The 18,305-nt window shown below is 31.6% G+C and carries 33 protein-coding genes; 1 reads left to right on the top strand and 32 read right to left on the bottom strand.

What is annotated here, in order from left to right:
- Window positions 1-14 precede the first annotated feature (14 nt).
- The 32 genes from J2Z43_RS05110 to J2Z43_RS05255 form a co-directional block, all read right to left on the bottom strand.
- On the bottom strand, window positions 15-611 hold the full coding sequence (locus tag J2Z43_RS05110) for a phage scaffolding protein (protein WP_209456138.1): 597 nt from the start codon (window positions 609-611) through the stop codon (window positions 15-17).
- Between the two features lie 127 nt (window positions 612-738).
- Entirely contained in the window at window positions 739-1,230 is a 492-nt protein-coding gene (locus tag J2Z43_RS05115) for a hypothetical protein (RefSeq protein WP_209456139.1), read from the bottom strand.
- A 10-nt stretch (window positions 1,231-1,240) separates the two neighbouring features.
- Window positions 1,241-2,293 (bottom strand): minor capsid protein, encoded by a 1,053-nt coding sequence (locus tag J2Z43_RS05120; RefSeq protein WP_209456140.1) that lies wholly within the window; start codon window positions 2,291-2,293, stop codon window positions 1,241-1,243.
- Window positions 2,283-3,782, bottom strand: coding sequence for a phage portal protein (locus J2Z43_RS05125; protein ID WP_209456141.1), 1,500 nt, complete (start codon window positions 3,780-3,782; stop codon window positions 2,283-2,285). Before J2Z43_RS05125 ends, J2Z43_RS05120 begins: the two co-directional genes overlap by 11 nt.
- A gap of 14 nt (window positions 3,783-3,796) precedes the next feature.
- Window positions 3,797-5,182, bottom strand: a complete 1,386-nt coding sequence (gene terL, locus J2Z43_RS05130; RefSeq protein WP_209456142.1) for a phage terminase large subunit — start codon at window positions 5,180-5,182, stop codon at window positions 3,797-3,799.
- Entirely contained in the window at window positions 5,175-5,648 is a 474-nt protein-coding gene (locus tag J2Z43_RS05135; protein ID WP_209456143.1) for a transposase, read from the bottom strand. The genes terL and J2Z43_RS05135 overlap by 8 nt, the downstream gene beginning before the upstream one ends.
- 23 nt (window positions 5,649-5,671) lie before the next feature.
- A complete protein-coding gene (locus J2Z43_RS05140; RefSeq protein WP_209456144.1) occupies window positions 5,672-5,809 on the bottom strand; it encodes a hypothetical protein in 138 nt (45 codons plus the stop codon).
- Window positions 5,810-5,870: 61 nt separating this feature from the next.
- Entirely contained in the window at window positions 5,871-6,536 is a 666-nt protein-coding gene (locus J2Z43_RS05145; protein WP_209456145.1) for a hypothetical protein, read from the bottom strand.
- Window positions 6,537-6,930: 394 nt separating this feature from the next.
- Entirely contained in the window at window positions 6,931-7,440 is a 510-nt protein-coding gene (locus J2Z43_RS05150) for a hypothetical protein (RefSeq protein WP_209456146.1), read from the bottom strand.
- 20 nt (window positions 7,441-7,460) lie between these two features.
- Complete coding sequence (locus tag J2Z43_RS05155) at window positions 7,461-7,931, bottom strand: DUF1064 domain-containing protein (protein WP_234925970.1); 471 nt, start codon at window positions 7,929-7,931, stop codon at window positions 7,461-7,463.
- Window positions 7,918-8,913: a nucleoid-associated protein gene (locus J2Z43_RS05160; RefSeq protein WP_209456147.1), complete on the bottom strand. Its 996-nt coding sequence runs from the start codon at window positions 8,911-8,913 to the stop codon at window positions 7,918-7,920. Before J2Z43_RS05160 ends, J2Z43_RS05155 begins: the two co-directional genes overlap by 14 nt.
- Window positions 8,914-8,915: 2 nt before the next feature.
- Window positions 8,916-9,485 carry a hypothetical protein gene (locus J2Z43_RS14735; RefSeq protein ID WP_234925971.1) on the bottom strand — a complete coding sequence of 190 codons (570 nt, stop codon included), beginning with the start codon at window positions 9,483-9,485 and terminating at the stop codon, window positions 8,916-8,918.
- A gap of 3 nt (window positions 9,486-9,488) precedes the next feature.
- Window positions 9,489-9,746, bottom strand: a complete 258-nt coding sequence (locus tag J2Z43_RS05170) for a hypothetical protein (protein ID WP_209456148.1) — start codon at window positions 9,744-9,746, stop codon at window positions 9,489-9,491.
- A gap of 1 nt (window position 9,747) precedes the next feature.
- Window positions 9,748-9,975 carry a hypothetical protein gene (locus tag J2Z43_RS05175; protein ID WP_209456149.1) on the bottom strand — a complete coding sequence of 76 codons (228 nt, stop codon included), beginning with the start codon at window positions 9,973-9,975 and terminating at the stop codon, window positions 9,748-9,750.
- Window positions 9,976-10,052: 77 nt separating this feature from the next.
- Complete coding sequence (locus tag J2Z43_RS05180) at window positions 10,053-10,460, bottom strand: single-stranded DNA-binding protein (protein ID WP_209456150.1); 408 nt, start codon at window positions 10,458-10,460, stop codon at window positions 10,053-10,055.
- Window positions 10,461-10,689: 229 nt separating this feature from the next.
- Window positions 10,690-10,875, bottom strand: a complete 186-nt coding sequence (locus J2Z43_RS05185; protein ID WP_209456151.1) for a hypothetical protein — start codon at window positions 10,873-10,875, stop codon at window positions 10,690-10,692.
- 12 nt (window positions 10,876-10,887) lie between these two features.
- Window positions 10,888-11,187: a hypothetical protein gene (locus J2Z43_RS05190; protein WP_209456152.1), complete on the bottom strand. Its 300-nt coding sequence runs from the start codon at window positions 11,185-11,187 to the stop codon at window positions 10,888-10,890.
- Between the two features lie 28 nt (window positions 11,188-11,215).
- Window positions 11,216-11,971 (bottom strand): DNA-methyltransferase, encoded by a 756-nt coding sequence (locus J2Z43_RS05195; RefSeq protein WP_209456153.1) that lies wholly within the window; start codon window positions 11,969-11,971, stop codon window positions 11,216-11,218.
- Window positions 11,946-12,188 (bottom strand): hypothetical protein, encoded by a 243-nt coding sequence (locus tag J2Z43_RS05200; protein WP_209456154.1) that lies wholly within the window; start codon window positions 12,186-12,188, stop codon window positions 11,946-11,948. Before J2Z43_RS05200 ends, J2Z43_RS05195 begins: the two co-directional genes overlap by 26 nt.
- The gene (locus J2Z43_RS15020) at window positions 12,181-12,309 is read right to left on the bottom strand and encodes a hypothetical protein (protein ID WP_268828386.1); all 129 of its coding nucleotides are present in this window, start codon (window positions 12,307-12,309) and stop codon (window positions 12,181-12,183) included. The genes J2Z43_RS05200 and J2Z43_RS15020 overlap by 8 nt, the downstream gene beginning before the upstream one ends.
- On the bottom strand, window positions 12,287-12,433 hold the full coding sequence (locus J2Z43_RS05205; protein ID WP_209456155.1) for a hypothetical protein: 147 nt from the start codon (window positions 12,431-12,433) through the stop codon (window positions 12,287-12,289). Before J2Z43_RS05205 ends, J2Z43_RS15020 begins: the two co-directional genes overlap by 23 nt.
- A 99-nt stretch (window positions 12,434-12,532) precedes the next feature.
- A complete protein-coding gene (locus J2Z43_RS05210) occupies window positions 12,533-13,444 on the bottom strand; it encodes a helix-turn-helix domain-containing protein (RefSeq protein WP_209456156.1) in 912 nt (303 codons plus the stop codon).
- Window positions 13,445-13,459: 15 nt separating this feature from the next.
- Window positions 13,460-14,251, bottom strand: coding sequence for a PD-(D/E)XK nuclease-like domain-containing protein (locus J2Z43_RS05215; RefSeq protein WP_209456157.1), 792 nt, complete (start codon window positions 14,249-14,251; stop codon window positions 13,460-13,462).
- Window positions 14,229-15,077, bottom strand: coding sequence for a RecT family recombinase (locus tag J2Z43_RS05220; RefSeq protein WP_209456158.1), 849 nt, complete (start codon window positions 15,075-15,077; stop codon window positions 14,229-14,231). Before J2Z43_RS05220 ends, J2Z43_RS05215 begins: the two co-directional genes overlap by 23 nt.
- A gap of 19 nt (window positions 15,078-15,096) precedes the next feature.
- Window positions 15,097-15,351: a hypothetical protein gene (locus J2Z43_RS05225; protein ID WP_209456159.1), complete on the bottom strand. Its 255-nt coding sequence runs from the start codon at window positions 15,349-15,351 to the stop codon at window positions 15,097-15,099.
- Window positions 15,352-15,353: 2 nt separating this feature from the next.
- A complete protein-coding gene (locus J2Z43_RS05230; protein WP_209456160.1) occupies window positions 15,354-15,671 on the bottom strand; it encodes a hypothetical protein in 318 nt (105 codons plus the stop codon).
- Window positions 15,672-15,794, bottom strand: a complete 123-nt coding sequence (locus J2Z43_RS15025; RefSeq protein ID WP_268828387.1) for a hypothetical protein — start codon at window positions 15,792-15,794, stop codon at window positions 15,672-15,674.
- Window positions 15,795-16,025 (bottom strand): hypothetical protein, encoded by a 231-nt coding sequence (locus tag J2Z43_RS05235; protein ID WP_209456161.1) that lies wholly within the window; start codon window positions 16,023-16,025, stop codon window positions 15,795-15,797.
- A gap of 17 nt (window positions 16,026-16,042) precedes the next feature.
- The gene (locus J2Z43_RS05240; protein ID WP_209456162.1) at window positions 16,043-16,207 is read right to left on the bottom strand and encodes a hypothetical protein; all 165 of its coding nucleotides are present in this window, start codon (window positions 16,205-16,207) and stop codon (window positions 16,043-16,045) included.
- Between the two features lie 25 nt (window positions 16,208-16,232).
- Window positions 16,233-16,487, bottom strand: a complete 255-nt coding sequence (locus tag J2Z43_RS05245; protein WP_209456163.1) for a helix-turn-helix domain-containing protein — start codon at window positions 16,485-16,487, stop codon at window positions 16,233-16,235.
- 11 nt (window positions 16,488-16,498) lie between these two features.
- Complete coding sequence (locus tag J2Z43_RS05250; RefSeq protein ID WP_209456164.1) at window positions 16,499-17,242, bottom strand: ORF6C domain-containing protein; 744 nt, start codon at window positions 17,240-17,242, stop codon at window positions 16,499-16,501.
- Between the two features lie 60 nt (window positions 17,243-17,302).
- Window positions 17,303-17,479 carry a hypothetical protein gene (locus J2Z43_RS05255; protein ID WP_209456165.1) on the bottom strand — a complete coding sequence of 59 codons (177 nt, stop codon included), beginning with the start codon at window positions 17,477-17,479 and terminating at the stop codon, window positions 17,303-17,305.
- 158 nt (window positions 17,480-17,637) lie between these two features.
- Between J2Z43_RS05255 and J2Z43_RS05260 the strand changes: the two genes are divergently transcribed.
- Window positions 17,638-18,000: a helix-turn-helix domain-containing protein gene (locus J2Z43_RS05260; protein ID WP_234925972.1), complete on the top strand. Its 363-nt coding sequence runs from the start codon at window positions 17,638-17,640 to the stop codon at window positions 17,998-18,000.
- Window positions 18,001-18,305 lie beyond the last annotated feature (305 nt).

The following is an 18,305-nucleotide window of genomic DNA, read 5'->3' on the forward strand; positions in this document are numbered from 1 at the left end:
ACCTTCTTTCTTTTTTATAGTTGTTGGTTGTTGGTTTCCATGTACTCGCAAAGTTCTGCATAGTTCATTTCGTTCATTGGTTTAGGTGTTGGATTAGGATTGCCTTCACCCGGTTTAAATCCTTTGAAATTAGTATTATTCTCATCTGAGTTAAATAAGAAATTAGATTCTTCACTCTCTTTTAAAGTTTTTATTTGCTTATCTAAATCTTTGATAGTGCCATCCTCAAGTAAATCTACATTCTCTAAATCTAACAGAGCTTTTACAGCTTTAAGATTCTTAGCTTTTGCGCCAGCAAGAGATTTCTCTATAGCATTAGATATCTTTATTTCTTTAACTTCTGCCTCATGCTTTTCGTTATTTACTTTGTTCTCAGCCTGAAGTTTCTCAATTTGCATAGTTAACTCTTCGGTGTTTCCTGCATTCTTCTTAAGATCTTCAAGTTGTTTATCTCTTTCAGTCACATCAGTCTCAAGCTGTTTTTTTCTGTTATTAACCTCGTCAAAACTGTTCTTAGGTATAAAACTCTTTAATTCATTTGTTGACGCTTCCTCAACCTTCTTAGCATCTTCCTCGCTTAAACCAAGCTCTATAAGTTCTTTCTTAGTCATTCTTTTTACCACCTTTCAAAAACATTTGTTATCACAGTTCAGTCTGCGTATATTTGTCTTTATAGTTTTCGTCCAAAATACCAAAATGACGAATTTGCCGCATAAAAATAGCACCCTATTAGGTGCGTTATAGTAATTGTTCGATTTCTTTTATCCTCTCTCTAACCTGTTTAGCAAGTTGATCCGTTATTTCTTCTACGTCTATTTCTTTTATGTCTTTACTCATGTCTATGTATATTTCAATAGGACGGCATGTTATAGGCTCTTTAAGATCCTTTTTTTTCTTTTCTGATTCCTTGACACGCTGTTTGCAATTAAATATATCCTTATCGTATGCTTTATATAATTCCTGTGCTTCTTTTATATCTCCTTTAATTAACTTTTTAGCATTCTCAATATTTTTGTTTTCCTTTAACCCCTGTAAATACCTCGACTCTGCTAATATAATATCTACGTATGACTCTTCAAAGTTATCATATGCCTTTGATAGCTCCTTAGATTGTTTAGTATCTTCAATAGTATGTAGACCATCTTGCTGTCTTATTAATTCATTTCTAGAATTAAATACTGCTTCCATTCTCTTTAAGGTACATATTTTTTCGCATCTTTTATTATTCATTAACTACCTCCTATTTAACGTATTTTTTATACCATTCGCTATAGCTTACATTACTTGGTACATAATAAACTTTCCCATCTTTCCCTCTTGCTGCTCTTTCCCCTATTTCATCATCAAAATAAGGAGCAGTAGTAGTTCTGCATCTTGGGTGAAACGGTGGTGCAGTTGAACCAATATCGTAATCTTTCATATCAAATATTTTTCCATCCATATCTTGGCATATCTCTGATGTTTTGAAATCTAGCGTCGATATAACTTCGTATTTTTCTACGTCTAAATCTTCAAAACAGTCTTTCCTTGATGCGGACGCAAAAAAAGCTGATTCCGTCATTATCAGATTACCAGCTCTACTTTTACTAGTATTAAATTTCTTGGCCATCTTACTTATAAGTTTCTTTGGATTTTCACCACGTATAATGCTGTGAGTTAATTCTTTATTTAGATAATTAATAAGCTCAGGTCTACGTTCTCCCCAAATCCTCTTACTAAAATTGGTCCCATCACTGGTCCAAGGTCTAGATATTATCATCTCAATTTTATTTGTGTCTAGCGCAACTAGATTAACTGCTATTTCTGTACCTTTTGCTATTTCAAAGGCTGTATGATAATAGCCACTAGAATAAGTATCCCTAATCAATTTATCAACGCTATCTAATTCATTACCAAATAACACTTCCAGGTGTTGTTGCATTTGCAGTTTTAAGCTATCAAGCCTTGTTATGTGATACTTAGCTGAAGCATTCTCTAGTTCTTTAATCCACATTTCATTTACTGCATTTTCTCTACCAATGCTAATATATTCTTTTATATCCCATCTAAGTTCATCTAGTTCCTTAGAGCTAAGTAATCTCTTAGCCTCAGTAAAGCTTATCGAATTATTCTCTGCAAATCTTATATACCATTTTGATATATCTTTTTCGATATTTCTTATTGCCTTAATATATTCCTTCTCAATTTCTCTATATATTTTCTTCGATTTATTTAATCTTGCTAATTCTAAATTTACAAATCTATCATGCCAATATTTACTGTTCCTAGCTTTAATCTTAGATTTATTCCCCATGCTGACCACTACCTAATTGTTTATTAAGATCATCAATGTCTTTTGGAATCCTATTCATTTCATCTTCTAGGTTGTCTTTTTCTTCGTCTTCAATTCTATCTAATTCCGTCTGAACGTCTTTTACCCAAGGGTGTTCAGTAATGATAGTTTTTCTTGAAATAATCCCATCAGATTTCTGACAGTTTTCAATTGATTCAGTTTCATTAATAAGAATATCTCTGTTGAATATAATATTTACTTCTTCGTTGAAAAAATTATCTTCGCCTGTATTGACAAGGTGAGCATTAATAAACCAAAGTAAATCCTCAAATGAAGCTTGAAACTCTGTCTCCATTCCGTTAGCATCTAAGTCTATGTCCGAGTACATACTCTGTATATTCATCTGATTCGGGTTATTCTGCATTCTATCACTCTTTGCATCATATCCTCGACCGTTTTCAATGATAGCTTTCTTGAACAGGTCCAAAATAGCTTTATAGTTCTCAGCATTAACTTTAACCTCTAATGTTTTAACGTCACCATTTCCACCATCGCTTGATTTAACTTTAACAGCTCCATAGGTTGCTAGATTCTTTCTAAATTCACCTAAGTTCTGCCCCATATAGTTTATAAGCACCAATATAGTATTCCTAGCATCTTCCTGCATGTTATTTTCAAAGTCGGATAGCATTATATTTATACCATCTTGCAATGACTTCACTCGTTTGATTAATGGTGTTTCATTGTTGTTATATTTAAAAGCAACTAACGGAACTCTCTCCCAATTGACCTCTTGCAACTTCTCATTTTCTACTATAGTAAGATGTGATGAATGAGGATTCTCGTAATCAGGTATTAAGCAATAATTTCTTAAAATATATCTATCAATACCGCTTGTTGAATATACTTCTACCTTTTCAACTGTTTGTTTTCCGCTACCTTCAAATATATCCGTTTCATAAAGTCTAATTGCAAAGTCTAGCTCTGTATGCTCTGAGTCTTTCCAAAAAGGAAGTATTTCTCTAGCTTCAAACCGTTTAAAACTTAACTCTCCAATGTCGTTATAGTAAGGATGTAACCAACCTAAACCACCGTTTAAAGAATCCTCAGCTAAATTTTTAAACATCCTTAGAAACTTTTTATTAAAGACTTTTTTTAATGCTTCTGTATATTTTTCACTATCTGTCTCATATGTAAACGGCTTACCAAATAAGTAGTTAACCTTTTGATCTACAAGCTTACTATATTGATTATCCATAACTTTATTATTCGGTAAATTATCGACTTCTTCTAATTGTCCATCTTCGCCGATTACAGTTCTTTTTCTTTTTAAGATATCGTGCTTGTCGTCGTAATATTCCTCGCCAATCACTTGCATTTTACGAGTGTTTGAACGCTTCCACTGGTTTATTTCATATTCCAAGTATCTTATATTATTCGGCGACTGTTCTTGTGGTTTATTTAATACACTATTCAGCTTGGCAACCCCCTTTCTAATGAATCTAAACATATAATCACCTACCTTTAATCAAAGCTAAAGTTATCGCCATTTATAACAGTCTCTGCAATTCCTGTTGTAGCGTCCGGAGCATCATCGTTTTTATTCTTACCTTCTTTTTGGTAGGATTCCATAGCTTTATAATACTCTGGAAATCTATCTCGCCAATTCCAAGGGAAATATATATGTTTCATTACCCATGTAGCATTAGATAAGATCCTTGCTTTTTTATTTCTAGATTGATGGAACGTATCTACAAAAGTATAATTGCTTTCAAATTCATCTAATAATATTCTTTCTACGCTTCTTGCAAAACCTCTACCCCCGCTATTGCTTTCGATAGTTGCTACATTAACTTTATTTTCGTAAAACATTTTAGCAGTCTTTGTCTCTGTTATATCCATGCTCTCTTTTGTATATAAAATATCCAATATATAGGCTTCTTTTTTAAACACACCAAATACAATAGAACATAAATAGTCACTTCCTTCATCCGCCGTATCTGTGTAACTTTGTATTGATTCATAATGTGGTGGCAATTCTGTGTACGTCTTGAAGCTTGAATATAATTTACCTTTGATATCAATTGGCTCCTGTTGATAGTTAGCACTTGCGATATCTTCTCCCATTGCTCTTACTTTAGATTTATAACTCCTAAGAGATAAGACTTCATCACACAGCATTGTGCCATTATCTTCGCAGGCTTTCATAACAACATGTCGTACCTTCTTGCCCTCTTCCTTGTAATGTTCTACTGCTCTGCCTGCAAGGTCACCAGATGCCCAACGAGTCATTATTATGATTATCTTTCCGCCCTCTTCAAGACGTGACAACATCGTATTTGTGTACCAATCCCAATGTTTATCTAATACATTCTCGTTATAGGCTTCTTCAGCATTTTTAATAAGGTCGTCAATAACTAACATACTAGCTCCAAAGCCTGTAGCTGTTCCTGTTGGAGAAGTAGCTAAGTAGTTATTATATCCACCTTCTAAACTCCATAAGTTCATAGCTCCGTCACCTTGTTTAATACAGACACAAGGAAATACATCTGAGTATACAGGTTTATATTTATCTGCTTTTTCTTCCTGGATAGCATTTCTTACATTCTTAGAGAACATAGTTGATAATGTTTCATTGTAAGATCCAGTCATAATCTTTTCATTTTGATTCTTACCTAACACCCACTCAACGAATAACCCAGCTGTACGGCTTTTCCCATGTCTTGGAGGGATGTTTAATATAAGAACCTCGTCGTCACCTTCATAGAAGTCCTGAAAGGCTCTGCAAAGTTCTTTAAGATATGCTCTATCTGATTTATAAAAGTCTGGCGCTCTAAGTTGGCAATAATAAAAAAAATCTCGCTTAGCTAATTCTATCTTAGCTCCGAGACTAATCATTTTCTTATCCATCTTCTGCATCCTCTATTTCCGCAAGTTTAAGCAACTGCTCTGTTGTAAGGTTCTCGTATGGATTATTTATATTGCCTGTATGTTCTACTTCTTTCTTTTCTCGCCATTCTTCAGGCTTTCTATTCTTCAACCAGAATATCTGTGCTGTAACATCTGGGGCAACTTGTTTTATTACCTCTTTAGTAACTTTTAGTTGACTGCCTATACCTTCTCTTGTTGTCTCTATATATTCATAACCTAAAGCTCTTTTCAATAAAGCATTCTCAACTTCTCTGTCAACGACTTCTTTGCCTCTTTTTAGGGACTCAGATAACTCAGTATACTTAACTATCCATTTATATAAAGTTTCTTCTGATATGCCAATATTTTGGCTAATTTGTTTATTGGTTAAGCCATCCCTTGCCCAACCTTCAATCTTAATCAATCCTTCTCTTGTTATCCAATCATGATACTTGCCTTTAGCCATCACCTCACCTCGCAAAAGCTATTTTATTTATTTTTTCTAGTTACCTTCGGACTCTTAGGTATCTTCCTCATGTCTTTATTTATCGTTCTTAGTTCCTCATTAGGTAAATCTATAGTCATTCCTATGAGTCCTGCATCAACCCAAACTTTCTTTTTACTCATTATCCTCTCCTACTTATTTTATTGCATTAAAAAAGAACCCTATCTCTAGAGTTCTTTCTGCCTATTCTACTCCTAGTATTTCTCTAAATTCTAATACTAATAGTTTTTTTGCATTTTTTAATATTTCATCTGCTTCTTGTTTTGCTTCTTTCTCTTTCGAAGTTATTTTAAGTCTTTTAAAAATTTTATTTGACTCAAAATCTTTTAAAACTAAATCTATTGAATAATTAATATTTCCTAATACTTTCTCTGTGTCAGCACTAAAATAAATTAAATTTATGTCAGAAATGTTTAAAAATTCCTCGAATTTATTTTTTAGATTTTCTTCTAATATTTCTAGCCTTGCAATATACTCCTCTTTTATTTCGCCATCAATTATGAAGTCTTCTCTATCCATAGCAAAATTCAAGTAAACATTAAGTTTCTCAGTTAAGCTCAACAACGTTAAATAAAGTTTTTTAATAGCAAAAGCTCTATCTTCATGCAACTTAGTAAATCTTAATTTACTCTGTTCTAATAACCTAGTTCTTTCGATTTTAAAACCTTCTTTTTTTAAATCTAATTCGCTTTGTTTTTTTAACTTAAATTCTTCTAGTTGCTTGTCTAGTTCTTTTTTATGCTCTGTCTCTTTTGCTTTTAACCAATATTCAAAAGCCTTTTTAAATATAAAGTAAATCAAACCCGATAACGATACTGCTCCGATGGTGAAATTAATTACTGTAACCATAATATCCTCCCTTATATATTTTACTTAATTATATATAATTTGACATTATTTAACAATAGATGCCTAGTTTTCCTAAAGAGGTTGCATCCATTAGCTAAAATGAATACAAAATATAATTGTTAAGCGAAGTCTATGAGTTGCACATAGATTAATACTGCACTTCACACGTTAGGGTGAGGTAACCAACCTCACCCACTATATATATTAATCAAGGAGGTGCAAGTCGTAGGAATCGAACCTACGGGATCCACTACTTGCATGTACTGGCTAGACAAGTCCCTTTAACGAAGCCTAGCCAGTTATGAAATTGTTTGTCGTGGAATATTTTTCCACAATACAATTATCTCATGGTTATATTAATAAAATGGGGCATGATTGGGGAATAAATGTGGAATTAGTGTGGAAAAAGTGTGGAATTTTTCACTTTAAACAAAGGTAATTCCATTTCCTTAAGTTTTGGGTATAACATGTCCATCATTTTATATATAATTTTATCTTTAAGTAAGTAACATGTCTTTCTGTCCATACATAAATCTAAGCTAATACTTACCATGCTGTGCTTATATTTGTCTTTACTTTCAAAATATAATTTAAAGAACTCTTCTTCTCTGCTATCTAAACATGTTAGAGCATTTTCAATTCTTAATTTCTCTATTTCCTTTTTCTTTAACTCTTTTTGCATAATGTCTAATTCTTTTTCTCTATTCAAAACCTCATTTTCTGTTGTTGAGTTAAACTTATTTGTAGGACTTACAGAATCCTCTTGATACGTTATAGCTTTACATCCTATAAACTCAGCCTTGTAACTTTCTATATCTAATTTGGTACGGTTTATCTCCATATCTAAGTTCTTATAATTATGTAATCTTGCTTCTACCACTTTGTATAAATCTTTTTTAGTCATACCCAAATACTCCCCCTTACTTAAATAACTTCCTTCACTTTCTTTGCTTCTCTTATTTTTTTCTGTAATTCATCATATTCAATTAATCCATTTTTACCGCCATATTTAAAACTTTTAGATATCCATGTTAATTTGCTGTCTGGGTATCTATAGTCAAACATCTTTCGTTTTATTTTCGCAACATCACTTGAAAAACCTTTCGTATCAATGTATTCTACTTGTCCATCATTATGATATATTGCAAAGTCAGCTATATATGTAATTGATCGTTTAGTTTTTCCATCTTTTTTAAAACTTGGCTGTAATTCAAATTTATACTGCAAACCAAAATCTTTTATTTCGCCCTTTTCTTTTTTTCTTTTAAGATCAGTATAATATTCAGCTTCAAACTTACTATCAAACTTAATATTATCAACAACAACCTTTTTAGACCTGTATTTACTTTGTGTTTTTTTAGTTTTCATTTTCATAATTTCACTATCTCTCTTCATAGAAACAAACATTTTTAATAACAACATCAACTGTTCCGTTCTCATTTTTTCTAATACTGTACTTCATCGGATCTTCAAAATCCGTTATATTTGCATCTATACTAAATCCGTTGTCCGTCTTGATTTTTCTCTTTTTAACTTTCTTGTTAACCCAATCTTTATCTATGTAAAAATTTTCTATTTCCTTTTCTTCCATGAGTTCAATAAAGCTTTCTTTTTTATCCTCTTGTAAAAAACCATCAGCAAAATCTTTAATATCTATTTCATCATTTTCCTTAAGTACATAATTTAACCCGCCTCTTACACTCTCAGCCACCTTTATATCAGTTATAGCATTAGTAATCCAATTATCCGCACTCTTTTTAAATGCCTTAGTCATATATTTATCATCAAGTATTTTCTCAATATTCAGAAATTGTGTTGTAAATTTAGTTTCAATTCCCTCTTTTTCTGAGATCTTGTCCAATACTTTAAGATGATACTCGCCATTTATTCCACTAACCCCTATCAAAGCACATTGTTTAGGTTTTTGTGTTTCAATGACTCCAACTTCATTAGATTTAAAATTTATATTAAACTTTTCATCTACAAACTCTATTGAATGATTGTAAAGTTTTTTATAGTCTAACTTTAGTATTGCAACATTATTCTCGTCTTTATTGGTGTATAAGCATATAGCCAAGTCACAAGATTCTAATTCTGAATTAATCCTCATAATTTCAAATAAATAAGATGCTATCTCTTTTGAGTTATCTAAAAATGTATCTGAATTATATATTATTTGTTCACAGCAATTTTTAATTGTATTATCGTTATATTCTTTAAATACTGCCTTTCTTACATCATCATCCTTACTAACTCTTTTAATTATTTTCTGAAAGAATCCATCAACCTCTTGTGTAATCTTTCCTTCAAAATCATTCAGTATTGGTACATCACTATTTTTATCTAAAACATGTACTATAAATTTATGTATAATCATTTTTAATCCCTCCAAAGACCTTTTAATTTATCTTCAAGCTCATTCAGAAATTCGAATTGTTCAATCTCTTTTTCGTCTACTTCATCATCTGTTAACTTTAATCTCGAATATATTTTTTCTATACCTTTTGCTACAAGTTTTATATCTTTTGATCCTATGTCATAAGTATCATTAATTTTCCCTATTATACCTAGACTTAGCTCGCCCATAAATTCTATCAAAGCCTTTGCTTCTTCATTTTTTAGCTTGAAATTATTTATAATCACACTATTTTTATCTTCCACCTTCTCATAAGTCATATCAAATATATCAGCTTTACATGGGTAGTATTCACCTTTTACACCTCTACAAATATATTCTCCTATGTCTGCCTTCACTTCTCCATTTAATGTTTTTATGTATAAATCACCTACTTGGCAACCTCCGTTACATAAATCAATTCTAAAGTTTTCACCTCGTAGATCAATAGTCTTATCTTTAGTTTGTGTTAAGAAATCAAACACTTCTCTCTCATTATTGCCTGTCCATCTAACTGCTTCAATTACTACTGGTATTTTTCTATACTTAGCCATACTCTAATCCTCCACCTTCTCATAAGTCGTATTAAACTTACCAGCTTCACATGAATAAATTTCGCCATAAGCATCTCTTATTATGAATTCTCCTACTGTAACAATGGTATTTCCATTGAGTGTCATTCTATTTTCGTTTTGATAACCGTTACAATCAAATTCAATCTCTATATTTCCTTCTTCCCTGAACCAATTTGGAACTTCATCTTTACCAAGTTCAAAGGCTTCTACCTCAACTGGTTTCTTTCTATACTTAGCCATACTAATTTCCCACCTTCTTATAATTTTTCTCTATTGCTACCTTGCAAAATAAATACTTACTACCATCCTCTAACTCAGCTATGTAATCCCATTCTTTAACCTCTTGCTTAATTTTTCCTAATGTTGCATATATAAAAGGCTTACCATCCATAAATCCATCTTCTAGTCCATTTGCATAAGGTGCTGCATCTATAATCATCTTGCTTTTCTTATGTTTGTATTTAGCCATACTTGAATCCTCCCTCATAGTCAAGATCAGTCTAAGTTTTACCATACCGACCTTGAACTTTTATTTATTTCCCTTATTTAAAACGGTATATCATCATCATCTATAGCCTGAAATCCTTGTGGATCTAATCCTTGAGGTTCAAACTGTGGTTCATTGCTTGTTTTATCTTTTCCAGAATCTAAAAACTCCACGTTCTTAGCATGAACTTTAGTAAATGTCCTGTTGTTTCCGCTTTCATCTGTATATCTGTCTACATACATAGAACCTTGTATCCCTACTTGTCTTCCTTTTCCTAAGTAATTAGACCATGTTTCTGCCGACTTACCTAATGCCTCAACTGGTATATAATCTGTAAGCTTATTACCATCTTTTGTTTTATAATCCCTATCCACTGCAATACTGAATGTTAATTTAGCAGTACCACTTTGGAAATATTTTAATTCAGGATCTCTTGTTAATCTTCCAACTAAAGTTATGTTATTCATGTTCTATGCCCCCACTTCTTCCAAAGTACATGTTACTTTTAACATTTTAAAATCGATATCATTCGCCCATCTATCATTGAATTTCTTAATATAATACTTTGCATCTTATTGCGTTTTGAACCTAAGTGCCTCAACTATATTTTCTGTGAAAGTATGTGTAAAATTTGTATGTAAAAATAATTCACCATCTGTAATCGTATAAAGCTCGTGCATGCTTTAACCCTCCAATTTATCTATTCATATCTTTTAATTGATAGACATCATTAATACCTTCACAGTTGCAACATTTCCACCTTTCTTTCGTCTTGTTTTCTTCTTTCGCAAAGAAATATTCAACAAATTCTTGTTCTTCCCAGCCTTCACAGTTAATACAAGCAAACTCTGTTTTATCACCTTTTGTGCATTCAAAACTCATATCACTAGCCTCCTAAACATTCTTAACATCATAACCACTGTTTTTAATTCCTTCTATAACCTCGTTTATATCATCGTCAGATCCTAAATATGTTCCATCAAGGCTATAATGAGTCACTGTGTTAGTCTCAAGGCAAAAACTTTGTATAAGGCAATCTGTACAGTAAGATTTATCATCCGAAATATATTCTGCCTCACTATTACAATAAAAACATTCATAGTTATGTTCTTCGCATTTATTTTTAGGTTCTAGTTTTTTTATACATTGATCTTCGCTAATGCTCCAATAACAGTTATCACAAGTTTTTTCCATATTACTTACCTCCACATATCATCCTCAGTTAAATTATTAATTTTCTTTGAACATTTCTTATATTTTTATTAGCTATATTAAACATATCTATATCATTTTCAAATCCTATAAAATTTCTATTTCCTAATTCGATGCAAGCCTCTGCAGTTGTTCCTTTTCCTATGCAATTATCTAAAATCAAGTCACCTTCTTTAGAAAAAGACTCTATTAACCATCTGAACAATGGAATTGGCTTCTCTGTAGGATGCTGCATTTTACTTGGATGATTCTTTGGAAACTTTAGTATTGAAGTCGGATGTTTCAAGACTCCCAATTCTTCTCGATTATCTTTAAATTCAAACTCCCCAAAGTTGTTATTAGTTCTGTATTTAGTTGAATATCCCATTGAGTGATTTACATTTCCTATAGTCTTTTGTGGACTATATGATGGTTGCTGTTTATAAAATATACATATATCTTCATGTCTCCTTAGAGGTCTTCTGTTCGCATCCAAGAAACCTGTCGTTAGAACTTTATCCCAGACTAAGTTATATCTCCACATTTCTTTATTACTTTGCATAAGTTCTGCAGTAAACATACCACTTGCAAATAACACTATAGCTCCGTTATCTTTGATTATTCTTTTATAGTGTTTCCATAGTAGATCTAATGGTATTGGAATATCCCAGTGATTTTTAGTTTGTCCATAAGGCAAATCACACAAAATCATATCTATCGACTTATTCTCAATCCGCCTCATACCTTCTAAACAGTCCATATTATAGATTCGATTTATCTTTAACATTGCTGACCTCATTAGTTAAATTATCTAACCCTAATCGACCTCTTAAATATCTATTTTCTTTGTCCAAATCCATACATCTATTAAATACATCATCTGATAATTCCTTATCGTCTGAGTGCTTTTTACATTCAACCCAACGCCCAAGTAAAAATACTGCAATTAACGTCCCTATCGCCACTAAGACAAGTATTATTACGATTGCTATATCATTAATCATATTCACCCTCCAAATCTCTCTCAGCCTTAATTAACGCTTCAAGAATATTAAATCCTTCATCAAGCCAATATACCCTTGCTAGATCTATTAAGGCTTGCCTATCTTCTAGTTTTACTATCATTATTTTCTCCGCTTTTTCGATTTTCTCTAGCTTTGTCTACCTCTTTCAAAACAGCTTCCACTGTTTCTTTTCCATATTTTTTACTTGCTTCTGCAGCTGCCATTTGTAATACTTTACTTCTCATATACAACCCTCCTATAAATTAATATATTCTCCTAATCCCCATTTACGTTTAAGCAACTTATCTTGATGTCTTATCTTTGCATTTCTGATATCTTTCTTGCTAATTCCTTTTATCTAATTCTTGAATCTTCTGTTCAAGTATTTTCTCTGCTCCATATTGTTTATAATCTTCTTTAATTGCTTTTATCAGAAACCCAACTATGCTGTCCAAATTTCTCGTATTCAAAACCAGATTCATTTTTTCAATTAAATAAGGTATAGGTTTCTTTTTCTCGATAAATGAATCAACTACTTTTTCTATTTCTATGTTGCTAAAATAATCAAAGCGTTTAATGACTTCATACCTAGCAATTGGATATATTGGATTATTTTTATTGTCCTCATTTTTTTTATCCACAGGCTCGTCCTTATCATAAATAGATATATTACTACTACAACAACAATTAATATTAATACTGTTACTATTACTGTCCTCATTTTCAACGTCTTGCTTTTTGGTACGTTGCTCTATGTCCTCATTTTTGGTACGTTGAAAGATTGGCTTGTTTTCAATACTTACATCTATGTCGCTATTTTTGGTACGTTGCTCTATGTCCTCTTTTTCGATACATTGCTCTATGTCCTCATTTTTGGTACATTGCTTTGCTATTTTTTTATCTTTTTGCAACTCGCTTTCTTTATGTATTTCATCTACATCAAATAAAATTTCATAAATATTGTTATACCTTTTTCCATCCTGTCGATTTATTTTTACTCTTATATATCCGCTCTTTTTTAATTCATTTAAATATTTAGTAAATGTATTTTTACCAATATTTAATTCGTGTGTTATTAAATCTCTTGATGGATAGCAAGTTCTTTTTGTTGCTCCTGCCATACTAGACAAGTAAGAATATAATCCTTTTGCTCCTATGGATATGGTCTTATCTCTTGCCACCATCTGTGGGATTAAGCCATATCCATTGCTTAATATGCTATTGTTTTCGATCTTTACTTCTGTCTTTTCGCTCAATCCCACCACCTACTTTTATAATTCTGTAAAACTAATTGGACCTTTTAAAACTTTGGTACTCCTACAGTAATCGCAACATTCGCATCTAGTTGGCTTTACTAATCCCTGTTTAACTTCTATGTAATGTGGTAGCCTTATTTCTACTTCCACGAGCTTGTCCTGCATATATTCTTCCTTAACCCAAGCTACTTCCTTATCTGGGATATCTTCTTTAGATACCGCTATTATGAAAGATTGTAGGTGTTTGTCTCCACCTCTGTTTAATCTTTCTATTTCTGCATATACTGCCATCTGTAGTACATAATCATAAGCAACTATGAAGTTCTGTTTAGTCTTTGCATTTTCATTCCATATCTTTGACCTTATATCTCTTGTAGTCTTTAAATCTGCAAAGTATTCTTTATTTGGATTGTATATATCAAGCATTGTTTTCCAAGGAGCCCCAAACAATTCAGCGGTCATTATTACTTCTTTTTCTCCCTCTCTAACTCGTTGTATGAAAGGATCGTTTTGCAATGTCTCAATCATCTTGTCGCCTATTGCATACTTAGCTAATAAAGAACCATCTTTCTTAAACATTTGAGGATGATTCGCTTTAAATTCCCCTAAGTTAGCTCCCTCATTCCAAGCATGTACATAAGATCCTAATATGAAAGCATCGTTGTCTCCGTCTGACCATTCTCCGTTAAGCTTAGCCATCGTCTTAGCTTCGCAACTTCTAAAGCTTTTGAATTGGGAGACAGAGAAATATTCCCTGTCAGCTTCTAAACTAAAGTAGTTATCCTTATTTATCTGTAGCAACTTCATCCCCTCCAAACATATTTGTTTGCCCTTCAAGCTCCTCACTATCATCTATTATTTTAAATTCCGCATCTTGAATTGTATCTTCATCTTCCTTATCATCATCAAATACTGATTTTTCCTTAGCTTCTTTTATTTCGTCGGCATTATCGAATGTAGCGTCTCCACCTTCGTCAAATGCTCTTTTTTGCTCTATATTATCAAAATCCAGTTCTATTAATTTGCATAACCTTCTTAAAATTGTCTTTTTATACATTTCTCCTGGACTCTTTGTCCAACTTGGACCATTAGGCATTTTTGAGTAATTCCTTCTAGTTTCCTCTATCTCTTCTTTGCTCATATCATCATGTAACATACTTCCATCATGAAATAGGCAAACTGCAAAAGCTCCTATAACATCTCCATTGTTGAATGGTTTAGGCTTGTAATGTACTGTCTGCTGCCCGTTTATAATTTCCGACTCATAATCATCGCCTTCTCTTACCAACTTTGCATATATATCTTTTATAGGATTCATACTGTATTTTTTAGCAAGTTTTATCTCGCCCTTATAGTCCGTTTGAAAGCTTGGTTTTCCGCCGTATATAATGCAATAACATTCCTTATTGAAGAAGTCTAATCCTAAGTAAGCACCTTTCATTAGTGTTCTAGCTATCTGAAATTCTTGCCCTTTTAGTTTCTCTATATCTTTTGTATCGTTAAGTACTGTAATTGCATTTTGTCTAAATCTAAGTGGATTAAATCCTTTAGGTAGTGCCTCTTCTTCTTTTGTTAATAAAGTTCCAGTAAAATTATTTACTTGTCTTAAAACAATATCTCTATTGTTATTCATAATTAATTCCCCCAATATATTAATGTTTTAATTCCTTCTCTAGCTTTGTAAGATTGCTTTTATATGCAAGTACAAAGCCATCTATATAACTTCCTTTGAATCCTTCTGTAGAATCTATTAAATGTTTCTTTAAATCAATTAAACTGTAATTTTGCTTATATCTTTTAGTGAATGATTCTAAACCGTTGATATATCCCATTTTGTAATCTTCATCCACAAAACTAGTATCTAATTTTGTAAGTAATATATCTGTTTCTAAGTCTTTTATTTTCATAATTATGCCTCCTGTGGTATAATTAACGTAATTAATTTTTGCAAGTCTTGAATTGAGCCATTGCCGTGGCTCTTTTCTTTTTGTTCTTCTCTTTCTTGTGTTAGTACTAGATCTTTTCTGATTGTCTTTGCCATCTTAAGTTGCGATTTTAAATCATTTACAACTAATTGCTGATTTTCTATTTTGCCCTCATCTCGTGAACAATATTTAACTGCAGTTCGCTTAATTTCTGACAATCTTATTTCATTATCCTTTAGCATTTCCTCTACTGTGTTAATATTCGAATCAACAACCATCATGCTTCCTTTTAACTTGTTCATTTATATCCACTCCTTTAACTCTGATTTAGCGTTTTCTATTGTATTTACACAATCTACGTAGTGCTTTAGAGACGGTTTCTCTCTATGTTTGATACAACCTATTAGATAAGTTATAAAGTTCATTTATTTACCTCCTATTTGTACCATTGTATTCTGTTGATTTATTAACATTTCATCTACTCTATTCAAGCTCTTCCCCCAGTGTTTGTAATCTTCTTTTGTCATTTCCATATTCCAGTTGTCAAAATTACTTTTTGAAGGGTCGTAATTTTCTTCTGATGTTGGGTGTATATGTTGTATAACAAAATCTTCCTTAAAAGCGAATCTTTCTTTTACATATTCTAATCTAGTCATTAAACATCACTCCTTTCTTATTTATTTTCCAACCTTAAAATTCTGTGGTATTGTTGGCTATTAACCTCTTCTAGTTCTGCGATCCTATCGTATATATGATTAATGTTATAAGTTGCTACTGCTCCGATTGTTAAGCTTAATAATATTAAGGCTCCTGCTATAATTTTTGATAATTTACTCATTTTAAAATCCTCCTGCTTATCCATTTTATTTTTTAAAAAACTCCGATAAATCTTTACCGTTTAACTGTTCTATAAACTCATTTAACTTTTTGTTAGTAACTTTGTGTGCGTAACCATTTCCATATGTTAAATAAGGAAGTTTTCCGCCATCTATTAACTTATATACTTGCTTAGTACCTACACCCAGCCTATCTGCTACATCTGTAACAGATAGTAAATAATCATTTGGGTTGTTTAGTCTAGTAATCCTTTTTAGCTCTTTGAACTGCTCATCTGTCATATTAATCCCTCCTAATTAACCATCTCAAATTCTATTTGATTATTTATTTCCTTTATTTCAAGTCTTAAATTTGTTCCTGGTGTCCATCCTTGTATGTAATTAATTGCCTCTTCGTATCTTTTTACAGATAAGTTTTTATAACTATTAACTTTAAAGTAACCTCTTAAATCTCTATGAAGCGCACTGTATGCTTTCTTGCTTAGTTTTTTATATGCTGGTGAGTTATAACCACCTAAACTATGTACCGCTTTCGCACTAACCTCTGATCTGATATTCTCGGCTAGTTCATAATTGATAGTCATTTTATTTTCTAAGTTAGTAACTTTTTTAGTTAGAACTTCTTGACCCTTTTCTAGTTCTTGTTGTTTCTTGTCTACCAAAAATATTGCCTGTAGTTCTTTTGACATATTTAAAAGTGGATTTTCTTTAACTTTAAAATATGTTTCTTCTAAGTTATCGAATTGTTCCCATGCTTTATCTGTATCTAAAATCTTGCAATGTCTACTTGCTCCTCTTTCTGTCCAAAGGTATAGTTTAGGAGCAAACTTAAGGTTGTCCTCTAAAAGATGATTACCTTTAAACTCTCTTAATTCCATGCCCTCTAGAAAATAATAGTGCTTCCCTTCTTCGAACTTATTTATATTTCTATTAAAATTATTACTAATATTCTTTGTGTCTGTTCCGTATACTTCTGCTAGTAGCTCTGTTGTTATTACGTTTTGATTTTTAAAGTTTATTGGCTCTAAATTATTCATGTTTATCCCCTTTCATTATGTAATTTCTAAATTTAAATTTAAACTTTAGAAATTTGTTAATTAATTTTTTTGAGTCTCTTTTGCGTTTTCAAACATTTCATTTGCTTTTAACATACCTTCACTCATTCCCGCTATATAATTTTTCTGCTCAGGATTTAATTTCTGAAATAATAATGTCATTGCTACAGTTGTTTTGTCATGATCTGTTAAATTGTCCAAAAATTTTATGTTTTTCATTTTTTCACCTCCTTTTGCTTGTTATAACCATTGTATTTCGTATTTTTGCTATTGTCAAGCAATAATTTGTATTATTTTAATCAAAAATGCTTGTTGCAAACATTTTGTTTTGATGATATTATTAAATTAACAATAAAATGTTTTGCGGAGGTGCAATTTTGGGCGAAAGGATAAGAACATTAAGAAAAGATATATTAAAACTTACACAAGAAGAATTCTCAAAACCTATAAATATAAGCAGGTCTAATCTTGGTAATATAGAACGTGGTAATATTTCAATGACGGATAGGGTTATCTCTGATATTTGCGATGAATATGGAATTAACGAAGATTGGCTTAGAACAGGTGAAGGGAAAATATTCGCTGATACTACAGAAGATGAATACATAGCTGGTGTTATGGGCGATATTATTGCTAATGATGATAAGTTTATGAAAAATATGATAAAAGTTTTCAGTGAATTAACCGATGAACAAAAAGAATTCCTAACGGAATTGATGAGTAATATGGTAAAAAAATAAAAGACGCCTTTAAGCGTCTTTTTTATTGTTTAATCTTTCTGCAAATCTAAGCATTAGCTTTAAATTTGGTAAACTAATGTTATCCAATGCTAATAGTAAATTATGTATAATTTCTTCTCTCAATGAAACCCCTCCAATTTCAATTTCTGCCGAATACATCAAACACCTGTTCTATATTTTTATAATACACCAAACTTTTTATTTACACAACCACAATATTATATTTAATAAAATTTAAACTATAGTTTTATATGTACCTCCTTAATGTTTTATTTAAGGCTATATTTATACAATTCTATAACTGG

The sequence above is a fragment of the Metaclostridioides mangenotii genome (assembly GCF_017873185.1).
Taxonomy (GTDB): Bacteria; Bacillota; Clostridia; order Peptostreptococcales; family Peptostreptococcaceae; genus Metaclostridioides; species Metaclostridioides mangenotii.

Bases quoted from the DNA above. Each gene is read 5' to 3' on its own strand.
- J2Z43_RS05245 (WP_209456163.1), bottom strand. From the start codon at position 16,487: ATGACAGATGAGCAGTTCAAAGAGCTAAAAAGGATTACTAGACTAAAC.
- J2Z43_RS05225 (WP_209456159.1), bottom strand. From the start codon at position 15,351: ATGAAAATAAAAGACTTAGAAACAGATATATTACTTACAAAATTAGAT.
- J2Z43_RS05160 (WP_209456147.1), bottom strand. From the start codon at position 8,913: ATGATTATACATAAATTTATAGTACATGTTTTAGATAAAAATAGTGAT.
- J2Z43_RS05215 (WP_209456157.1), bottom strand. From the start codon at position 14,251: ATGAAGTTGCTACAGATAAATAAGGATAACTACTTTAGTTTAGAAGCT.
- J2Z43_RS05155 (WP_234925970.1), bottom strand. From the start codon at position 7,931: ATGAAGAGAGATAGTGAAATTATGAAAATGAAAACTAAAAAAACACAA.
- J2Z43_RS05195 (WP_209456153.1), bottom strand. From the start codon at position 11,971: ATGTTAAAGATAAATCGAATCTATAATATGGACTGTTTAGAAGGTATG.
- J2Z43_RS05170 (WP_209456148.1), bottom strand. From the start codon at position 9,746: ATGGCTAAGTATAGAAAGAAACCAGTTGAGGTAGAAGCCTTTGAACTT.
- J2Z43_RS05220 (WP_209456158.1), bottom strand. From the start codon at position 15,077: ATGAATAACAATAGAGATATTGTTTTAAGACAAGTAAATAATTTTACT.
- terL (WP_209456142.1), bottom strand. From the start codon at position 5,182: ATGGATAAGAAAATGATTAGTCTCGGAGCTAAGATAGAATTAGCTAAG.
- J2Z43_RS05110 (WP_209456138.1), bottom strand. From the start codon at position 611: ATGACTAAGAAAGAACTTATAGAGCTTGGTTTAAGCGAGGAAGATGCT.
- J2Z43_RS05185 (WP_209456151.1), bottom strand. From the start codon at position 10,875: ATGAGTTTTGAATGCACAAAAGGTGATAAAACAGAGTTTGCTTGTATT.
- J2Z43_RS05140 (WP_209456144.1), bottom strand. From the start codon at position 5,809: ATGAGTAAAAAGAAAGTTTGGGTTGATGCAGGACTCATAGGAATGACT.
- J2Z43_RS05180 (WP_209456150.1), bottom strand. From the start codon at position 10,460: ATGAATAACATAACTTTAGTTGGAAGATTAACAAGAGATCCTGAATTA.
- J2Z43_RS05125 (WP_209456141.1), bottom strand. From the start codon at position 3,782: ATGTTTAGATTCATTAGAAAGGGGGTTGCCAAGCTGAATAGTGTATTA.
- J2Z43_RS05200 (WP_209456154.1), bottom strand. From the start codon at position 12,188: ATGATTAATGATATAGCAATCGTAATAATACTTGTCTTAGTGGCGATA.
- J2Z43_RS05190 (WP_209456152.1), bottom strand. From the start codon at position 11,187: ATGGAAAAAACTTGTGATAACTGTTATTGGAGCATTAGCGAAGATCAA.
- J2Z43_RS05250 (WP_209456164.1), bottom strand. From the start codon at position 17,242: ATGAATAATTTAGAGCCAATAAACTTTAAAAATCAAAACGTAATAACA.
- J2Z43_RS05255 (WP_209456165.1), bottom strand. From the start codon at position 17,479: ATGAAAAACATAAAATTTTTGGACAATTTAACAGATCATGACAAAACA.
- J2Z43_RS05145 (WP_209456145.1), bottom strand. From the start codon at position 6,536: ATGGTTACAGTAATTAATTTCACCATCGGAGCAGTATCGTTATCGGGT.
- J2Z43_RS05205 (WP_209456155.1), bottom strand. From the start codon at position 12,433: ATGAGAAGTAAAGTATTACAAATGGCAGCTGCAGAAGCAAGTAAAAAA.
- J2Z43_RS15020 (WP_268828386.1), bottom strand. From the start codon at position 12,309: ATGATAGTAAAACTAGAAGATAGGCAAGCCTTAATAGATCTAGCAAGG.
- J2Z43_RS05150 (WP_209456146.1), bottom strand. From the start codon at position 7,440: ATGACTAAAAAAGATTTATACAAAGTGGTAGAAGCAAGATTACATAAT.
- J2Z43_RS05115 (WP_209456139.1), bottom strand. From the start codon at position 1,230: ATGAATAATAAAAGATGCGAAAAAATATGTACCTTAAAGAGAATGGAA.
- J2Z43_RS05120 (WP_209456140.1), bottom strand. From the start codon at position 2,293: ATGGGGAATAAATCTAAGATTAAAGCTAGGAACAGTAAATATTGGCAT.
- J2Z43_RS15025 (WP_268828387.1), bottom strand. From the start codon at position 15,794: ATGAACTTTATAACTTATCTAATAGGTTGTATCAAACATAGAGAGAAA.
- J2Z43_RS05175 (WP_209456149.1), bottom strand. From the start codon at position 9,975: ATGGCTAAATACAAACATAAGAAAAGCAAGATGATTATAGATGCAGCA.
- J2Z43_RS05135 (WP_209456143.1), bottom strand. From the start codon at position 5,648: ATGGCTAAAGGCAAGTATCATGATTGGATAACAAGAGAAGGATTGATT.
- J2Z43_RS14735 (WP_234925971.1), bottom strand. From the start codon at position 9,485: ATGGCTAAGTATAGAAAAATACCAGTAGTAATTGAAGCAGTTAGATGG.
- J2Z43_RS05235 (WP_209456161.1), bottom strand. From the start codon at position 16,025: ATGACTAGATTAGAATATGTAAAAGAAAGATTCGCTTTTAAGGAAGAT.
- J2Z43_RS05240 (WP_209456162.1), bottom strand. From the start codon at position 16,207: ATGAGTAAATTATCAAAAATTATAGCAGGAGCCTTAATATTATTAAGC.
- J2Z43_RS05230 (WP_209456160.1), bottom strand. From the start codon at position 15,671: ATGAACAAGTTAAAAGGAAGCATGATGGTTGTTGATTCGAATATTAAC.